Below are 16,531 nucleotides of genomic sequence, written 5' to 3'. Positions count from 1 at the left end.
GAACATGCCAACAAGCATGGCGATCCAAAAATCCTCGAACGCTGCACCTTGCCCCTGACCGGCGCTGGCGTCGTCGACCTTGTTGTGACCGATTTGTGCGTCATGGCCTGCGACAAGGCGAAGGGCGGGCTGACCTTGCTCGAACTGGCGCCCGGTGTGACCCTCGACGAGGTCAAGGCCAAGACCGGCGCGCCCTTCGTGGTCGCAACCGCCCTGAATGGAGAAGCTGCGTAAGACGTCCGGCCAGCTCTGCGAAAATTGCAGGCCGCTTCTCTGAAGGGCGAAGCGGCCGTTTGTTGCAATGTCCTGTGTGGACGGCTCCCGCGTCTTCCGCGGCGATGTGAGGCTGGCGGTTTGGTCGGGAGCAGCCGTGGCGGAGATGCCGCGCTTGCGATCGCCGAGGCCAAGGGCGGCCTGAACCGTTCACGGCCGGGCAATGCGAGACGGGACATCCGAGGCGTGAAGTTTGGGCTCGGCATATAGCCGAATCAGCCTCATCATTGCGAGCGGTGCAGCCTATCGTTCCCGCGAGGTCCCATGCGCCTTGGCCTGACCGCGATTGCCGCTCTCCTGATCTCCACAGTCCCAACCCTGGCCGATGAGCGCAGCGAATGCCTCGCCGGCATTGGGCGCCTGCGCAGTGCTGCCGCCGCAAGACCTGTTCCTGCCAACAAGGACGCGCTTCTCGGCACGCTGCGCCGGGCGGAGCGCGAGGCCGCCGAGCGCCAGTTCGACGAATGCGCCGGGATCCTCAAGGCCAGCGCGAGCGGGGGCGGCAAGAGCGGCAAGGATGACGATGACGCGGAGGAGGGCGCCGAAACCGAGGACATGTTCGGCTTTACGGAGGGCACCAGCATCCTCGAAAAGGGCAAGTTCGAAATCTCCGGCGCGGGCGAGGGGGCATTCGGCAAGCGCCTTGGCCGGTATCGGACGGGAGGGCTAGGCGGCAGCTTTGCGTTCGCGCCGGTCGACGGGCTCAGCATCGAGTTGGGGGCGGTCGGCAACAGCGTCTCGATCCGCGACGTGCCGGGCCTGGACAATCGCCACGGCGGCGGCTTCGGTGGCTTTTCCGCCGAGTTGAAATGGCAGGCTATCAAGCGGGGAGACGCCTCGCCCGTCGGCCTGACCTTCATCGTCGAGCCGGGCGTGAGCTTTCGCGATGCGGATGCTGGCGGGCGCGGCCGGGGCTTGGGAGTGGAAGGGCGGATCGCGCTAGATGCCGAGCTTATTCCCAGGAGGTTGTTCGGCGGTCTTAACCTGATCTACGAATTGGAGAAATTCCGCCCGCGCGGCCTGAATCTGTTCAATGGCGAAGCCGAGCCCCTGGAAGGCGTGTCATCCGGGCCGTGCCAGCCCTATGCCGAGGACGACGCCCTGGAGACATGCGTCGCGTCCGCGCGCCGCAAGTCGGCGGAGCGGTCCTCCCTCCTGGGGCTCTCGGGCGCGCTCGCGTTCCAGATCAACCCCAATGTGTTTATCGGCGGCGAGGTCCGCTATTTGCGCTCCTATGCCGGGCTTGGGTTGAACAGTTTTGAGGGCCACGCCGTCTTCGTCGGCCCGACTCTCTACGCCAAGCTCAGCGAGACCGTGTCGATCTCCGCGGCCTATTCCACCCAGATTGCCGGGAAATCGGAAGCCACACCAGGCCGACGGCTCGATCTCGACAACTTCGCCCGCCATCAGGCCAAGCTGAAGATCTCCTATGAGTTCTAGGCAGGACCGCGCTCGAGCAGGCGCTCATCGTCCCAGTGCCTTACGGGCGTCGTTGACCGCGTCGAGACACTCGTCGAATTCGCCCTCCTGTTCTTCGCGCCGCGCGACGCGGAGCGCCGTCTCCAGCTTGCGCAGGGTGGCCGGTGGCGGCTTCCTGGCGATCTCGGCCTGGATCATGACGATGCCATTCGTGCATTCCGACCTGTCATCGGCCATTGCGGGAATCGGCACCAGGATCAGGACGGAGGTGACGGTGAGCATGCGCATGGCTTGTTTCCGTCACTTCACGATGAAGGTGCCGGTCATGCCCTGAGCCTCGAGGCCCTGGATATACCAGGGGTACTCGCCCGGCCGGATCGCCACGAACTCGACATGGATCGTGCCCTGATCGTCGAACTCGAGATGATGAGGCGCCCCCTGCATGTGCACCTCGAGATGGTTGATGACGATCTGGTTGATCCAGCTGTTCCGGAAGAATTCGGGTGCGAAGAACTTGTACTCCTTGCCGCCCTTCGCCGTGATGGAGAGGCGGTAGGATTTGCCGGATTCCATCTCGATCTGCTTCTGGGAGACGACGTAGTCGCGGCCTTCGTCATTCCCGAGCACCAGTTCGGGCAGATTTGTCCGGCCTTTCACGAGGTCGGCGGCCGTCGCCTGGCTCAACCCGAGCAGGCCCGCCAGCAAGAACCACAGCAGATGCATGTCATCCTCCCCGTTCGTGTTGCTTTGGAATAGTGCAGGATCACTCGATTTTCGTGGGCACCTTGCTCTAGGCGTCGAACAGTCGATCTCGGGTCGCTTCGCCTCCGTCCGGGGCTGGCCCGAAGCCTTGCCCTCTGCAATGATAGCCAGCGACAGCCAAATCCGACAGTAACACGGCGAGACCGTGAAGAAGAGACGTCCCGTTTTCACCGCAATCGAAGGAGCCGGACATGTCCTGGGTCGAAAGCGGGCGGGACGCGGCGCCGGAGAGGCGAGGATTCGCGCCCTGCACTTGCGGGAAGCCGGCTGCCTGAGGCGTCCCGATGAAAGCCATCGTTCTCGGTGCGGCTGCTGGCGGCGGCTTTCCGCAATGGAATTGCCGGTGCCGGGTTTGTGCGCTTGCCTGGAGCAGGGATCCCCGCGCGCCCTGGCGGACGCAATCGAGCCTCGCAGTGACAGGCGATGGCGAGAACTGGACCGTTCTGAACGCGTCTCCCGATCTCGGCAGCCAGATCCGGACGACGCCGGCCCTCTGGCCGCGCGCAGAGCGCCATTCGCCGATCGGCACGGTCATTCTCAGCAGTGCCGAAATCGACCATGTCGCCGGGCTGCTCAACCTGCGCGAGCGGCATTCCTTCGATCTGGTCGCGCTCGCACCTGTCCTTGACGCCATCGAGGCCAACCCGATCTTCGCGGCGGTGCCGGCGCGTCGCATGATCGCGACCCCCGCGAACCCCATTGCACTGGCCGGCGGACTGACGGCGGAGCTGTTTCCCGTTCCCGGCAAGGCACCACTCTACCTCGAGGAGAGCGCGCCCCGGCTCGCGTCCGAGGCGGGCGAAGCGGCCGGCATCCGGATCAGCGGCCATGGACGCGCGCTCGTCTATATCCCGGGCTGTGCGGCCTTGTCCGACAGCGTTCGCGCCACGGCTGAAAGCGCGGACATGCTGTTCTTCGACGGCACCCTGTTCACCGATGACGAGATGATCCGCAGCGGCGTCGGCGAGAAGACCGGCCGGCGGATGGGACATATGCCGATCACGGGCGATGGCGGCTCGCTGTCCTGGCTTGCGAAGCTGCCTGCGGCGCAAAAAATCTATATCCATCTCAACAACACCAACCCGGCGCTGATCGAAGGTTCGCCGGAGCGTCTCATCATCGAAGCCGCGGGTATCGCGGTGGCCTATGACGGCATGGAGGTGCGGCTGTGACTGCTTTGCTATCGCCCGAGGAACTGGAACAGCGCCTGCGCGAGGTCGGAGAGGCACGCTACCACGACAAGCACCCCTTCCATACCCGGCTGCATTCCGGCCAGTGCACGAAGGGCGAGGTCCAGGCTTGGGCTCTCAACCGCTTCACTTACCAGGCGCATATCCCGGTGAAGGACGCCTTCCTGATCGCCCGGACCAGCGACCCTGCGCTCCGCCGGGCCTGGCGCCAGCGGCTCGTCGACCATGATGGCGAGGGGGACGGCGAAGGCGGCATCGAACGTTGGCTCAGGCTGTGCGAGAGCCTGGGCCTGGCACGCAGCGATGTGCAGGCCCATCGCGGCGTGCTGCCGGCGACCCGCTTTGCGGTCGAGGCCTATGTCAATTTCGTGCGCGAGCGCCCGCTGCTCGAAGCGGTCGCGTCCTCCCTGACCGAGCTGTTTTCGCCAAAGGTCATCCGCCACCGCGTCGAAGGCATGCTGGCGCATTACGACTTCGTCAGCCCGGAGAGCTTGAGCTATTTCACCGCCCGTCCGGAACAGGCGCGGCGCGACGTCGAGACCGCCCTTGCCTATGTCACGGCCCATGCCCGTACGCCGGCCGAGCAGGAGGCGGTGATCGCGGCGCTCGAATTCAAATGCGACGTGCTCTGGGCCATGCTGGATGCGCTGCATCACGCCTATGTCGAGCCTGGACATATTCCGCCCGGCGCCTTCGTGCCGGTGCGCTGATGATCGCGCTCACGAGCGGCTGAGCCTGCAAAGCTGATTGCTGCGCGCGGCGCCACGCCTTATCCTGCTTCCCGCGTAGCCTGCTCGACCTGCTTTCATGTCAGGGAGATGCGATCGTGAGCGGAAGAGCTTTCGCCGTCCTGCTCTGCCGGATCGCCGCGGTGGTGCTGGCGATCGCGCCATGGCCGGCGCAGGCGCAGGAAACCCCGGTCGATATCCTGTTCGAGCGTCCTCATCTCTCCGGCCTGTCTTCGGGCACGGAGCTGACCTATCGCCTTGAACGCTTGCCCTCCGATACGAAACGGCTGGGCGAGCCCTTCGGCGACGACATCACGCTCGTGGTCAGATCCGTTGCAGCCAGCGGCAGCCGCAATGTCGACCTTCGCATGTTCACGGGCGAGCGGGCGCGCGAGCCCATGTCGATTACCGATCTGACCGGCAATCCGGTGCTCGTCATCTTCCTCGATCGGGCAGTGAGCAACATGGCGCAGCTCACCGGTGGAACGACGCCCTATTTCAAGGACCGTCTGCGCGCCGGCCTGCGCGACAAGGCGACAAGCGAGGCCACCAAGGTGGAATTCGAGGGCAAGACGCTGGATGCGACGCGGATCACCGTCAGGCCCTTCGTCGACGACACCAATATCGGGCGGATGCTCGGCTATGAGGATTCCCAGTTCGAGATTCTGGTGGCTGGGGCCGCGCCCGGCATGCTGCTCGACATGACCGCAAGGTTCGTCAGCACATTGCCGGATGCGCCGAAACTCGAGGAGCGCATCATCCTGAAATCCGCTGGGGCCCAGCGATGAGCACGGTCGGGACGAGAGGGGGGCGGCAGCAGCACAGGTTCCTGGCGGCTCTGGCCGGGGCGCTGCTGGCGACGATCCCGGCTGCGGGCAATGGCGGCGCAGCTGAGACGCCGGTCAACGACTATCCGACGGTCGCACGCGCCGATTACATCTTCGGGTGCATGGCCGCGAATGGCCAGACGCGCACGGCGCTGGAAAAATGCTCCTGTTCGATCGACGTGATCGCCTCTGTCCTGCCCTACAAGGCCTATGAAGAGGCCGAGACGATCATGTCCGTGCGCCAGCGCGGCGGTCAGAACGCCTCGATGTTCATCTCCATGCCCTTGTTGCGAGAGAAGGTCGCGCGCCTGAAACGGGCGCAGATCGAAGGCGAGCTGCGCTGCTTCTGACGAGATGCCGCCCGAGGCGAGGGGCTCCGCTCAGTAGACCACGACGCTGCGGATCGACTTGCCCTCATGCATCAGGTCGAAGCCGTGGTTGATCTCATCCAGGCTGAGCTTGTGGGTGATCAGGTCGTCGATGTTGATCTTGCCCTCCATGTACCAGTCGACGATCTTCGGAACGTCGGTGCGCCCGCGCGCGCCGCCGAAGGCGGTGCCCTTCCAGACCCGCCCGGTGACGAGCTGGAACGGCCGCGTCGCGATTTCCTTGCCGGCTTCGGCGACCCCGATGATGATCGATTCACCCCAGCCGCGGTGGCAGCATTCCAGCGCCTGGCGCATGACATTGGTGTTGCCGGTCGCGTCGAAGGAGAAATCGGCGCCGCCGCCGGTCAGATCGACGATCGCCTGCACCACCTTGTCGGTGCCGATCTCGGCCGGGTTGATGAAGTCGGTCATGCCGAACTTCTCGGCCATGGCGCGCTTTCCCGGATTGATGTCGACACCGATGATCTTGTCGGCGCCGACCATGCGGGCGCCCTGAATGACGTTGAGGCCGATACCACCGAGTCCGAAGACCACGACATTGGCGCCGGGCCAGACCTTGGCGGTGTAGATCACCGCGCCGATCCCCGTCGTCACGCCGCAGCCGATATAGCAGATTGTGTCGAAGGGCGCGTCCTCGCGGACCTTGGCCACGGCGATCTCGGGCAGCACCGTGAAATTCGCGAAGGTCGAACAGCCCATATAGTGAAAGACCTCGCCACCGTTACAGGAGAAGCGCGAGGTGCCGTCCGGCATCACGCCCTGGCCCTGCGTCGCGCGGATCGCCGTGCAGAGATTGGTGCGGCGTGACAGGCAGCTTTTGCAATTCCGGCATTCCGGCGTGTAAAGCGGAATGACATGGTCACCGACCCTGAGCGTGGTCACGCCCGCGCCGATCTCGCGCACGATGCCGGCGCCCTCATGGCCGAGAATCGCCGGGAACTTGCCCTCTGAATCCATGCCCGACAGCGTGTAAGCGTCGGTATGGCAGATGCCGGTCGCCATCACCTCGACCAGGACCTCGCCCGCCTTCGGGCCGCCGATCTCGACCGTTTCGATGGTCAGCGGCTTCCGGGCCTCCCAGGCGACGGCTGCGCGTGTCTTCATGACCCGGGCCCTCCCAAGCGATCCCGATCAGGACTTCAGAACCCCGGACGCCTTGGCGATATGGGTGGAGATGAAATCCATCAGCGGCGGGGAGAGGCAGTCATAAGGCTCGAGGCGGATCTCGCGCAGGCGTGCGCGGACCGCGCCCTGATTGGCCGGATCGGCGCCCGACTCGATGATCGAGGAGACGAAGGCGGCAAATTCCGGGGGGGACCAGCCGGTTTCCGGCGACAATTCGGTGTGAACGAAATCAAGGCCGTAGAACGGGTGGGCTGCCTTCTCGATCCGCCCGTACATATGGACGCCGCAGCCCTTGCAGGCATGGCGCTGGATCGTGGCGGACGCATCGACGATCTCGAGCTTGTCGCCATTCTCGAGCACGGTCACCTTGTTGCGCGGCGCCACCGCGACCATCGCAAACAACGCACCCTTGGGCTTCCAGCACTTCGTGCAGCCGCAGGCGTGGTTATGGGCCGATTGCGAGTCGACGCGGACCTTGACCGGGCGGTCCGTGCATTGGCAGACAAGCGTTCCGCCCTTGAAATCGGCTGAAGCCGGCGGGAGGCCGCGATCGATCGAGGGATGGATGGCAACTGTCTGCGTCATGATCTCGTCCTCCCTGTCGCCGGTATGAGCACGCGCCCGGAACAAGCTCGATCCCGCGCATGGAAATCCGGTGCTCGTCTCCATGCGTCTGATGGCGCATGTCCGGCGTGCAATGTGGTATCTTTCTCGCCTCGACGCTTGCCCTGAAGGGAAGCATCCCTTGTCTGCCCGCGAAGACACGCCCCGGCCCGCCGCGCCAAGGGCCATTCCTTGCAAGAGGGCGGCGATGTAGAGTGGCATCGTCGAAGCGGAATGCGCGACAATGACCCATGCGATCATATCCCTGAGCACCGCCACGACACCGGCTCCGCTGCGGTCCGAGTACTGGGCTCAGGCGCTGGGCACGCTATGCGGGCCGCTTCGCGTCGATGCATTCGGTGCCGGCACGATCGACGGGCATATCGATTATGCGACGATCCGGCGGCTGCGGCTTTGCCAGATCGAGGTCAGTCAACATCGGATTGCCCACCCCGCTTCCTGCACTGAGCTGGGCGGTCGTCCCATAAAGGTGCTGTTTCAGACAGACGGCACCTCGCTGTTCGAGCAGGACGGCCGGCATTGCGTCATCACGCCCGGCGACTGCCTGATCTACGACGTCTCCAGGCCTCATGTGATCACGAGCGCAGCACTGACGAAGCATCATGTCGTCATCATACCCCGGCAATTGCTGGAGCTACGTGGCGTACCGCTCGATCCGCTTCTGGCGCAACAGGCTTCGGCTCGCGAGGGCGCGGGCCGTCTGGCTCATGATTTCGTCCTGTCCGCCTTCAACGAGGCCCCTGCACTGGCGGCGGGCTGCGAAGTCCAGGTCGCCGACAGCTTGCTCGATCTCGTGCTGATGCCCTTCTTTTCGCAATCGTCCTTCAGGGCCTCGGGCCGCGCGGCGCTTTCATCCCGGATCAAGGCTCTCATTCGCGAGAACCTGAGCGATCCGGACCTCGGCATCGAACAGCTCTCGTCGGCCTTGGATTGTACCAAGCGCTATCTCCACATGTCCTTTGCCGATGAAGGGACGACGATCACCAGCTACATCTGGCAAAAGCGTCTGGAGAAATGCCTGGAGGAGCTCGAATTTGGCCCAAGGCCGGGAAAGACCCTGACCGATATCGCCTTCTCCTGGGGCTTCAGCAGCTCATCGCATTTCACCCATCTGTTCAAGAAGCGCTACGGCATACCGCCTTCGGCCATCCAAAGGCATGCCGGCGATCCTGCGGGCCTGTCTGCTGACACAGGCAAGGCCGCGAGCGGCCCTTAGTGCATCGGCCGGAAAGGGCCTGTAAGATGGGCCTCCGACGGTGTTGGCGCGCATTCCGCGTCATCGCGGGACGGGCTGGGCCACGCAACGTGGGGAGCAGTCGATGCTTGCGATCGTCATTTCCGTTTGCTTGGTCACGGACCCCTCGATCTGCCGGAACGAGCGGATTCCGCTGGCGATCAATGTCTCGCCGAACCAGTGCGCGAAGAGTGCAGCGCCCTATGTCGCGCAATGGAATGGCGAACATCCGGACTGGCGGGTCGTCCGCTGGCGCTGCGCGGGCGCGGATGAGAAGGACATCTGACACCGGGTGAGTGTCGTTTGCGTCAGACGCCCTGATAGGTCCGGTAGATGAAATCGGTGCGCTCGGATGCGGCCTCCGCTTCCGCAAGTGCGACGACCTCGCGGTGCAGCGGCGACAATGAGCAGGCAGGGTCGGTCGCCGCCGCGTCGCCGGCCAGCGCCATCGCCTGGCAACGGCAGCCGCCGAAATCCAGCTCTTTGCGCGCGCAACTGCGGCAAGGCTCCTGCATCCAGTCCGTGCCGCGGAAGGCATTGAACGCCCTGCCGCGATACCAGATCTCCGACAGGCTGGCGTCGCGGACATTGTCGAAGACCAATCCCGCGATCGTCTCGGCCGCATGGCAGGGCAGGGCGCGCCCCGTCGGCGTGATGTTCATCAGCCGCGCGCCCCAGCCGCCCATGCAAGCCTTTGGGTACCGGGCATAGTAATCGGGCAGCACGCAATCGATGACAAGGCGTCCGGCCGTGCGGTTCCTGGCCTCTTCGACATCCACCATCGCGGCTTCGACCTGCTTGCGCGTCGGCATCAGCCTGGCGCGGTTGACCAGACCCCAGCCGTAATACTGCACATGCGCGATCTCGATGCGCGCCGCGCCCCAATCCTCGGCAAGCTCCACGAAGGCGGGAATCTGCTGGACGTTTTCCCGATGCACGACGGCATTGACGGTGAGCCGCAACCCAAGCCGGGCGATGGACGCAGCGACTGCATGCTTGCGATCCCACGCACCCGCATATCCGGCAACGCGATCGCAGGTCTCGGCGTCGACAGCCTGAATGGAAAGCTGGATATGGTCGAGGCCGGCGTCAGTGACCGCGTCCAGCACGGCCGGCTGAAAGCCGACACCGGAGGTGATCATGTTGGTATAGAGCCCGGCATGGTGTGCATGCGCGACCAGTTCGGCGATATCACGCCGCAGCATCGGCTCGCCGCCGGAGAAATAGATATGCAGCACGCCGAGCGCGGCGGCCTCATCGATCAACCGCTTCCACTCGGCGGTCGAGAGTTCGCCCGAGCGCCTGTCGAGCTCGAGCGGATTGGAGCAATAGGGGCAACGCAGGGAGCAGCGATGCGTCAACTCGGCGAGCAAACCCATGGGGGGCTGCAATTCGGGTCGCGCAGGAGTGGTTTGCGGAAGCGTTTCGACGTCGCTCACAGGTCGACCATCCTCTGATCGGCAAGGCCGCGCAGGAACGTCATGACGTCTGTGGCGATCTCGTCCCGGTCCGCGTCGAACGTTGTCGCCAGATCCTGGACGATGGTTTCGACGCAACTCACCCCATCGATGCGCTGCAGGATCTCGAGCGCCATCTCATCGGGTTCGAACACGCGCTCGGGACCGAGAAGGAACCATTGCCGGCGGCTCTCGTCAAAGCGCAGGCGAACGCCACGGGGCAGCACCGGGATGATGTTTGCGACATCGGTCGTCGTAATGCCAGCGGACATGGGCTAGCGCCTCGCTCAGCTCGGTCAAGCGTATCGGTGCCAGAAGGACGATGGCGGAATCGGTGCGAGGCATGCCTCAACGCTTCGGGTGGCGCCTCAACCCGCCGCATCCAGTCGAGCGCACTGTCGTCAGCGATGCCCGCAAACGAGCGTCGCTCCCGACGGCTTCCCGCCTGACATGCGAGCGGGACACCAACGAGCGGGACACCAATGATCACCGTCCTCGGCGGAGTTGCGCGCCTACGCCCGCACCCGCTTCCGGGTCGATAGCCAGTCTCTCAGAACGAACGCTTCAGAACTGCGCGGGCGCGTACGACGTCACTTCGCAGCCGACTGTCACTTCGATGATCGCGGGTTTTTTCCACTTGCGCATGATCGGTTTCTCCAGATCGTCGCCAGCCTTCTCAAGAGTAGGCGTCGGGAGCCTACACCCGCCGGCAGTCTGTTGCAAACAGAGCCCGCCGCCTGCCGCCGTCCAGAAACTCACTGGCGAGGGCGGATTACGGCTGTTCACGCGCGGCAAGGCGAGAGGGCAGGCGAGCCGGAGCGGCGGGCCATGCGCTGATCTCCGTCATGAATTTCTGCCGGAAGGCCCGGCCGAAATCCTCGAACCCCTGCGCCGGAAGGACGAAGGCGCCCGGCCCGCCAACGACGTTCTCGCCATACCAGCCCGCGAGCGTCGCAGCCTCGCTCCCTTCCAGGATCGGCAACCCGTTGATGGTCAGGCCGATCGCGACCAGTTCATCGCGAACCGATGCCGGGGCAGCCGCGGGATTGCAGTTCTCTTGTCCGTCACCGGACACATCCAGCACGACGCGTGCCGCCCGCATCGGGATTTGCGGCGTGATCTTGTCGGCGACGAAGCGCATCATCTGCGCCACGCAGGTGAATTCGCCGCCTTGCCGCGCGAGCCGGCGCAGTTTGCCTGCCAGCGCCTGCGCATCGGCGGCGCTGGCGATCCTGACCCACGGAATCGAGAAGCTCGGCTTGTCGGCCCAGAGGATGACGCTGATCGCAATCGCCTGGCGCGGGCCACCGAGAATGGCCTCCTGCACGGAGGGGTCATCGAGTGCGTCCGCGATGCCGTCGATCTGCAGCCGATAGCGCCGCGCATCGACGGAGTTCGACACGTCGATCGCCAGGACCAGGGCGGTATCGACGCTTCCCCGTGATTCAGCGCTGCCGTCCCGGGTGCCGGGCTGTATCAGCAGCGCGGCTGCGAGGGGGATCAGCAAAGGGCGAACAGATCGATCGAGCAACAGCACCGGCATGTGCTCCGCAACGCATTCGACTGAGCTACCTTACCGCCTTGTCGAGATTATGCGCCAGGGCAAGGCCTCTGGCGCTCTCCAGGCCCTTCACCCCGGTCAGGATCGCGCCGTCGAAATCGACACCGGTCAGATCGGCGTCCCTCAGGTCCGCGCCGGTGAGGTCGGCCTTGGACAGATCGACATTGACCAGCATGGCCCCGGTCAGGTCGGCATGGCGCAGCTTGGCAAAGCGCAGGACGATACCTGTCAGGTCGGTGTGGCGCAGGATCGCGTCCGTCAGGTCGCAGCCGAAGAGCTCGGTGCGCAGCGTGGTCATCAACGTTCCCCGCATATCCGCATAGTTGAAGACGGCGGCGGTCAGGTCGGCTCCGCGCATATCGGCGCCGCTCAGATGGGCGACGATGACGGCGCGTGCAAGATTGGCGTTCCGGAAGCGAGGCGCTTCGCTTGCATCATAGGACAGGCTCGAAACGGCGCTCGGCAGCAGCAGGGTCGCGTCGGAGAGGTCGGCACCGCTGAAATCGGTGCCGATGATCACTGCCCGGTCGAGCCGGGCGCCGTGCAGATCGGTCCCGGAAAGATCGGCGCGAACCAGATCGGCGCCAAAGAGATCGCTGCCGGCGAGCCGCGCCCGCCGGAAATCGAGGCCGCTCAGGTCGAGGCCGCGCAAATCCTGCCCGCCGAGATCGGCACGCGTGCCAGGCGCAAGCTGGAACAATCTCTGCGCAACCTCGCGAACGGTGAGCTTGGCCTCGGCGACCGCCGGCATCGGCGTGCAGAGCAGGCCGAGCGCGACAAGCGCGGCCGTCCTGCAGGCGCGTCTGGCTGGGTTATCGGACTGTGTGATCAGCTTTCCTTCCCGCTCTTGACCGGCCAGCTGCCGCGCAACACGCGGCCATCCGTATCTTTTGCGGCGACGGTCAGAACATCGCCCGGACCCGTCGTGCGGAAGGTGAAGCGGATATTGGGGTCCGCACTCAGCGAGATGCCGCCCTCCATACGGAAGACGAGCGCATCGCCGCGCTTCACTTCGACATCGGTGATGAATTTCGCCGGGATATAGTAGCCGGTCAGCTGATTCATCTGCATCCCGGAATAATTCGGGTGGCGGATCATCAGTTGCGCCTCGCGCGAGGTCGAGGCCGGGAGGCCTCCGTCGAACTGCCGCAGCTGCATCTGGCCGAGCTCGGCATCGGCAAGCTCGGCATCTTTCTGCGCCGGGGCCGAGCAGCCGCCGGACGCCTTCACATATCGGGTGGTCATGTGCAGCGTTCCCGCACTGGTTTCGACCACGGCGCGGACATTCGAATAGGCGTCGATGCGCACGCGCGTCGACAGCACGATCTCACCGGAGCCCTCCCCAAAGAAGAAAGTGGCGGCGACCGGGGCGGGGTTCTTGTCGATCAGCAAGGTCAGGGTGAGTGGGGCCGATGCCTTGTCGCGGTCGATTTTCACGGTCAGCGGAACCAGGGCCGCATCTTCGGCGCGGACCGGCGCTTCCAGCGTCACCAGCCCATCCTCCTCGCTGATCGGCCGGTTCCTGAACACGTCCTGATGGAGGCCGGGCCAGGGATCGTCCTCGGCCCGCGCCAGCGTAACCGGCAGGCCCGTGATCACGGCGCCAACAAGATAAAGGACGCTGCGGCGTGCGATGAGCTCAGTCATGGCATCCTCCGGATCAGGTCGCCGGGCGCCGCGATCACTCCCATTCAAGCTCGGCAAACGCGGCCGTGACATTGCGGGCGTTGAATTCGTCGAACAGGAGCCAAGCCTCCTTCTCGGAGAGCCCGACGGTAGCCGCGGCCTCAGTGATCGATCGCCCTTCTTTTATCATGCGCCGCACGTCCGAGGAAATTCTTTGCAGGTACTGCTTCTGCGGTTGCACCGCCTCGGGCCAGGCCGCTACCGGCGGTCCGTGGCCGGGCACGACACGCGCCGCCGCGACCTGTTCGAGGCGGCTGATCAGCGCCAACCAGCCGCGGATCGATCCGTCGAGGACGGGGACATGCCGCATGAACAGCAGGTCGCCGAGAAAGAGCGTTCCCGAGGCGGTATCCTGAATGGTCAGGTCGTTGTCGGTATGCGCCGTCGGTTGCGCTTCGAGAATGAGCTCGCGTTCGCCGAGATCGATGACCGACCGGTTCTCGACGGAACGCGTCGGCACGATCAGGCGGGTGCCGGCAAACGCGTCCGGACCGAGCCATTGCGCGTTGAGGGCGAGGTAGCGCTCGGCCCGCGCGGCCAGGGCGCGCGCCAGTTTGTGATGGCCGATGAATTCCGGCCGGTCATCGACAAAGGCGGCGTTCCCGAACAGATGGTCGGGATGCATATGCGTGTTGATCACGTAGCGAATGGGCTTGTCCGTCACCGTCCGGATCGCGGCGCGCAGCGCCTGTCCGATCGCCAGGCTGCCGCCGGTGTCGATCACGGCGACGGCATCGCGACCGATCACGAAGGACAGATTGGCGATATCGCCCCGATTTGACGGTGCAAAGAGCGCATAAGCGCCCTGATGCACGAAAACGCCAGGCGCGATCTCCGTGACGCTCAGGGGCAGGACTACCGGGGTTGTCTGGGCCGCCGCCGGGGAAACGGGTCCGCTTTCACCGCCAGGCAGCGCCAGCGTCAGACAGAGCATGCCGAACACGACCCTGAGATATCGCCGCAGCGATGCGCGCGAGGGCAGGAGAGTGGCGGTCATCCGCTTTTGTAGCATGCGGAAGCAATCGGTTCCATTTCGCGCTCAGGTCTTGCCGTATCGCAAGTTGACTGGTCTCTCCATTGAATTGTGCGGCGCAGCATTCATTGCGATTGCATTTGTGTAGGTCAGTAATCGTGACGTGTCGGCCGCGTCATGGTCGGGTTTCGGCTGAATTCATTGGGAAATCAGGGCATGGAGTCTTGTTGCGATCTTGTCCGAAATCAAAAAAGGGCCTACACATGCTCCGGTAGAAATCGGCTTCTACGACTGACGCCCGGTTGGCGGCGAGACAGTCGTAGCCTGAACACATGCCCAAGCGCTCGGACGCTTCGGCGGTTCAGCCGTGACACGCTATGGAGCGCTATCGCAGCAGACAAAAAACGCCAGGAGGAACGTCATGCGCAAGCTTATACAATCTGCAGCTTTGTTGACGACCGTGGCCTTTCCAGTGCTTTCGCTGGCGAATTCTGACGTGATCAAGCAGACATCGGACCCAAATCAATGGGCGATCCAGACTGGCGACTATGCGAATACCCGCTATTCAAAGCTGGACCAGATCAATCGTGACAACGTCAAGAACCTGAAGGTGTCCTGGACCTTCTCGACCGGCGTGCTGCGCGGCCATGAAGGCGCGCCGCTGGTGATTGGCAACACGATGTATGTCCACACGCCGTTTCCAAACATCGTCTATGCGCTCGACCTGAATCAGGATGGCAAGATCCTCTGGAAATACGAGCCCAAGCAGGACCCGTCGGTCATTCCAGTGATGTGCTGCGATACGGTCTACCGCGGCGTCGCCTATGCGGACGGTATGATCTTCCTGCATCAGGCCGACACCACGGTCGTCGCGCTCGACGCCAAGACCGGCAAGGAAATCTGGAAGGTCGTCAACGGCGATCCGAAAAAGGGCGAGACCAATACGGCCACCGTCCTGCCGGTGAAGGACAAGCTCATCGTTGGCATTTCCGGTGCGGAATTCGGCGTGCGGGGGCATGTCACCGCCTACGACATGAAGACGGGCAAGCAGCTCTGGCGGGCCTATTCGACCGGTCCCGACAGCGAGATGATGATCGATCCGGAGAAGACCACGTCGCTCGGCAAGCCGGTCGGCAAGGATTCCTCGCTGAAGACCTGGACGGGCGACCAGTGGAAGATCGGCGGCGGCTCGAGCTGGGGCTGGTATTCCTATGATCCGGAAACCAACCTGTTCTTCTACGGAACAGCCAATCCCTCGACCTGGAACCCTACGCAGCGGGCCGGCGCCGACGGCAAGCCGATCGACCAGAAATGGACGATGTCGATCTTTGCCCGTGATGCCGACACCGGCATTGCGAAATGGGCTTACCAGATGACGCCATTCGATGAGTGGGACTATGACGGCGTCAACGAGATGATCCTCGCGGATATTCCAGTCGGCGGCCAGCCCCGCAAGGCGCTCGTTCATTTCGACCGCAATGGGCTTGGCTACACGCTCGATCGCGTGACCGGCGAATTGCTCGTCGCCCAGAAATTCGATCCGAAGGTCAACTGGACCACCGGAGTCGTGATGGACAAGAACAGTCCGCAATATGGCCGTCCGCAGGTCGTGTCGGCCATGTCGACCTTCCAGAACGGCCAGGACAAGAACACGAAGGGCGTCTGCCCGGCGGCGCTGGGCTCCAAGGATCAGCAGCCGGCAGCCTATTCGCCGCGCACCGGTCTGTTCTACGTGCCGACGAACCATGTCTGCATGGACTACGAGCCGTTCCGCGTATCCTATACGGCCGGCCAACCCTATGTCGGCGCAACCCTCTCGATGTATCCCGCGCCGGGCAGCCATGGCGGCATGGGCAATTTCGTGGCCTGGGACGCAGGCCAGGGCAAGATCGTCTGGTCGGTTCCGGAGCAGTTCTCGGTCTGGTCGGGTGCGCTCGCGACGGCTGGCGGGGTGGTCTTCTACGGCACGCTGGAAGGTTACCTGAAGGCGGTTGACGAGAAGGACGGCAAGGAACTGTTCAAGTTCAAGACGCCGTCGGGCATCATCGGCAACGTCATGACCTATACCCATAATGGCAAGCAGCAGGTCGCGGTGCTGTCCGGCATCGGCGGCTGGGCCGGCATCGGTCTCGCTGCCGGTTTGACCAATCCGACCGACGGTCTCGGTGCGGTTGGCGGTTATGCCGCGCTGCGCGACTACACTGCGCTTGGTGGCGTTCTGACGGTCTTCACCCTGCCATGATCGACGCGTGGCGGAGGGCCGGCGCGGCTGAACAGGTTGCG

The 16,531-nt window shown here is 64.2% G+C and carries 20 protein-coding genes; 9 read left to right on the top strand and 11 right to left on the bottom strand.

The features are described 5' to 3' along the window. Both AB4099_RS21975 and AB4099_RS21970 read left to right on the top strand, forming a co-directional pair. Positions 1–234, top strand: a 234-nt coding sequence (locus AB4099_RS21975) for a CoA-transferase (protein WP_441479616.1), incomplete at its 5' end; no start/stop codon positions are given. Positions 235–537: 303 nt separating this feature from the next. Then, positions 538–1,713, top strand: a complete 1,176-nt coding sequence (locus AB4099_RS21970; RefSeq protein ID WP_441479615.1) for a hypothetical protein — start codon at positions 538–540, stop codon at positions 1,711–1,713. A 24-nt stretch (positions 1,714–1,737) separates the two neighbouring features. On the opposite strand, the gene AB4099_RS21965 is transcribed toward AB4099_RS21970, so the two are convergent. Both AB4099_RS21965 and AB4099_RS21960 read right to left on the bottom strand, forming a co-directional pair. Continuing rightward, positions 1,738–1,980 carry a hypothetical protein gene (locus tag AB4099_RS21965; protein WP_441479614.1) on the bottom strand — a complete coding sequence of 81 codons (243 nt, stop codon included), beginning with the start codon at positions 1,978–1,980 and terminating at the stop codon, positions 1,738–1,740. Positions 1,981–1,992: 12 nt separating this feature from the next. Further along, positions 1,993–2,415, bottom strand: a complete 423-nt coding sequence (locus AB4099_RS21960) for a cupredoxin domain-containing protein (protein ID WP_069881965.1) — start codon at positions 2,413–2,415, stop codon at positions 1,993–1,995. Positions 2,416–2,738: 323 nt separating this feature from the next. Between AB4099_RS21960 and pqqB the strand changes: the two genes are divergently transcribed. The 4 genes from pqqB (at position 2,739) to AB4099_RS21940 (ending at position 5,549) form a co-directional block, all read left to right on the top strand. After that, a complete protein-coding gene (gene pqqB / locus AB4099_RS21955) occupies positions 2,739–3,626 on the top strand; it encodes a pyrroloquinoline quinone biosynthesis protein PqqB (RefSeq protein ID WP_441479613.1) in 888 nt (295 codons plus the stop codon). Beyond that, positions 3,623–4,354: a pyrroloquinoline-quinone synthase PqqC gene (gene pqqC, locus AB4099_RS21950; RefSeq protein ID WP_441479612.1), complete on the top strand. Its 732-nt coding sequence runs from the start codon at positions 3,623–3,625 to the stop codon at positions 4,352–4,354. Before pqqB ends, pqqC begins: the two co-directional genes overlap by 4 nt. A 116-nt stretch (positions 4,355–4,470) precedes the next feature. Then, entirely contained in the window at positions 4,471–5,160 is a 690-nt protein-coding gene (locus AB4099_RS21945; RefSeq protein WP_441479611.1) for a hypothetical protein, read from the top strand. Beyond that, positions 5,157–5,549 carry a hypothetical protein gene (locus AB4099_RS21940; RefSeq protein WP_441479610.1) on the top strand — a complete coding sequence of 131 codons (393 nt, stop codon included), beginning with the start codon at positions 5,157–5,159 and terminating at the stop codon, positions 5,547–5,549. Before AB4099_RS21945 ends, AB4099_RS21940 begins: the two co-directional genes overlap by 4 nt. A gap of 30 nt (positions 5,550–5,579) precedes the next feature. On the opposite strand, the gene AB4099_RS21935 is transcribed toward AB4099_RS21940, so the two are convergent. Together AB4099_RS21935 and gfa are read right to left on the bottom strand one after the other, a co-directional pair. Beyond that, complete coding sequence (locus AB4099_RS21935) at positions 5,580–6,692, bottom strand: S-(hydroxymethyl)glutathione dehydrogenase/class III alcohol dehydrogenase (RefSeq protein WP_441479609.1); 1,113 nt, start codon at positions 6,690–6,692, stop codon at positions 5,580–5,582. A gap of 27 nt (positions 6,693–6,719) precedes the next feature. Then, positions 6,720–7,298: an S-(hydroxymethyl)glutathione synthase gene (gfa, locus tag AB4099_RS21930; protein ID WP_441479608.1), complete on the bottom strand. Its 579-nt coding sequence runs from the start codon at positions 7,296–7,298 to the stop codon at positions 6,720–6,722. A gap of 262 nt (positions 7,299–7,560) precedes the next feature. Between gfa and AB4099_RS21925 the strand changes: the two genes are divergently transcribed. Further along, positions 7,561–8,553: an AraC-like ligand-binding domain-containing protein gene (locus tag AB4099_RS21925; protein ID WP_113511188.1), complete on the top strand. Its 993-nt coding sequence runs from the start codon at positions 7,561–7,563 to the stop codon at positions 8,551–8,553. A 103-nt stretch (positions 8,554–8,656) separates the two neighbouring features. Next, complete coding sequence (locus AB4099_RS21920; protein ID WP_113511189.1) at positions 8,657–8,857, top strand: hypothetical protein; 201 nt, start codon at positions 8,657–8,659, stop codon at positions 8,855–8,857. 22 nt (positions 8,858–8,879) lie between these two features. On the opposite strand, the gene pqqE is transcribed toward AB4099_RS21920, so the two are convergent. The 7 genes from pqqE to AB4099_RS21885 form a co-directional block, all read right to left on the bottom strand. Then, on the bottom strand, positions 8,880–9,950 hold the full coding sequence (gene pqqE / locus AB4099_RS21915) for a pyrroloquinoline quinone biosynthesis protein PqqE (RefSeq protein WP_113511190.1): 1,071 nt from the start codon (positions 9,948–9,950) through the stop codon (positions 8,880–8,882). A gap of 56 nt (positions 9,951–10,006) precedes the next feature. Next, positions 10,007–10,300 carry a pyrroloquinoline quinone biosynthesis peptide chaperone PqqD gene (gene pqqD, locus AB4099_RS21910; RefSeq protein ID WP_113511191.1) on the bottom strand — a complete coding sequence of 98 codons (294 nt, stop codon included), beginning with the start codon at positions 10,298–10,300 and terminating at the stop codon, positions 10,007–10,009. A gap of 292 nt (positions 10,301–10,592) precedes the next feature. Further along, positions 10,593–10,673, bottom strand: coding sequence for a pyrroloquinoline quinone precursor peptide PqqA (gene pqqA / locus AB4099_RS21905; RefSeq protein ID WP_113511953.1), 81 nt, complete (start codon positions 10,671–10,673; stop codon positions 10,593–10,595). 127 nt (positions 10,674–10,800) lie between these two features. Beyond that, positions 10,801–11,535 (bottom strand): DUF1194 domain-containing protein, encoded by a 735-nt coding sequence (locus AB4099_RS21900; RefSeq protein WP_441479607.1) that lies wholly within the window; start codon positions 11,533–11,535, stop codon positions 10,801–10,803. A 61-nt stretch (positions 11,536–11,596) separates the two neighbouring features. Next, positions 11,597–12,340 carry a pentapeptide repeat-containing protein gene (locus AB4099_RS21895; protein ID WP_113511193.1) on the bottom strand — a complete coding sequence of 248 codons (744 nt, stop codon included), beginning with the start codon at positions 12,338–12,340 and terminating at the stop codon, positions 11,597–11,599. A 77-nt stretch (positions 12,341–12,417) separates the two neighbouring features. Beyond that, a complete protein-coding gene (locus AB4099_RS21890; RefSeq protein WP_113511194.1) occupies positions 12,418–13,236 on the bottom strand; it encodes a quinoprotein dehydrogenase-associated SoxYZ-like carrier in 819 nt (272 codons plus the stop codon). A gap of 34 nt (positions 13,237–13,270) precedes the next feature. Continuing rightward, positions 13,271–14,272: a quinoprotein relay system zinc metallohydrolase 2 gene (locus tag AB4099_RS21885; RefSeq protein ID WP_441479606.1), complete on the bottom strand. Its 1,002-nt coding sequence runs from the start codon at positions 14,270–14,272 to the stop codon at positions 13,271–13,273. 397 nt (positions 14,273–14,669) lie between these two features. Here AB4099_RS21885 and AB4099_RS21880 point away from each other — a divergent pair, with 397 nt between their 5' ends. Next, positions 14,670–16,490, top strand: a complete 1,821-nt coding sequence (locus tag AB4099_RS21880) for a methanol/ethanol family PQQ-dependent dehydrogenase (protein ID WP_441479605.1) — start codon at positions 14,670–14,672, stop codon at positions 16,488–16,490. Positions 16,491–16,531 lie beyond the last annotated feature (41 nt).

Source organism: Allobosea sp. 2KB_26, assembly GCF_052115715.1.
GTDB lineage: Bacteria > Pseudomonadota > Alphaproteobacteria > Rhizobiales > Beijerinckiaceae > Allobosea.
The sequence above is the reverse complement of the archived record's forward strand: the minus strand, read 5'-3'. Positions and strand labels throughout refer to the sequence as shown.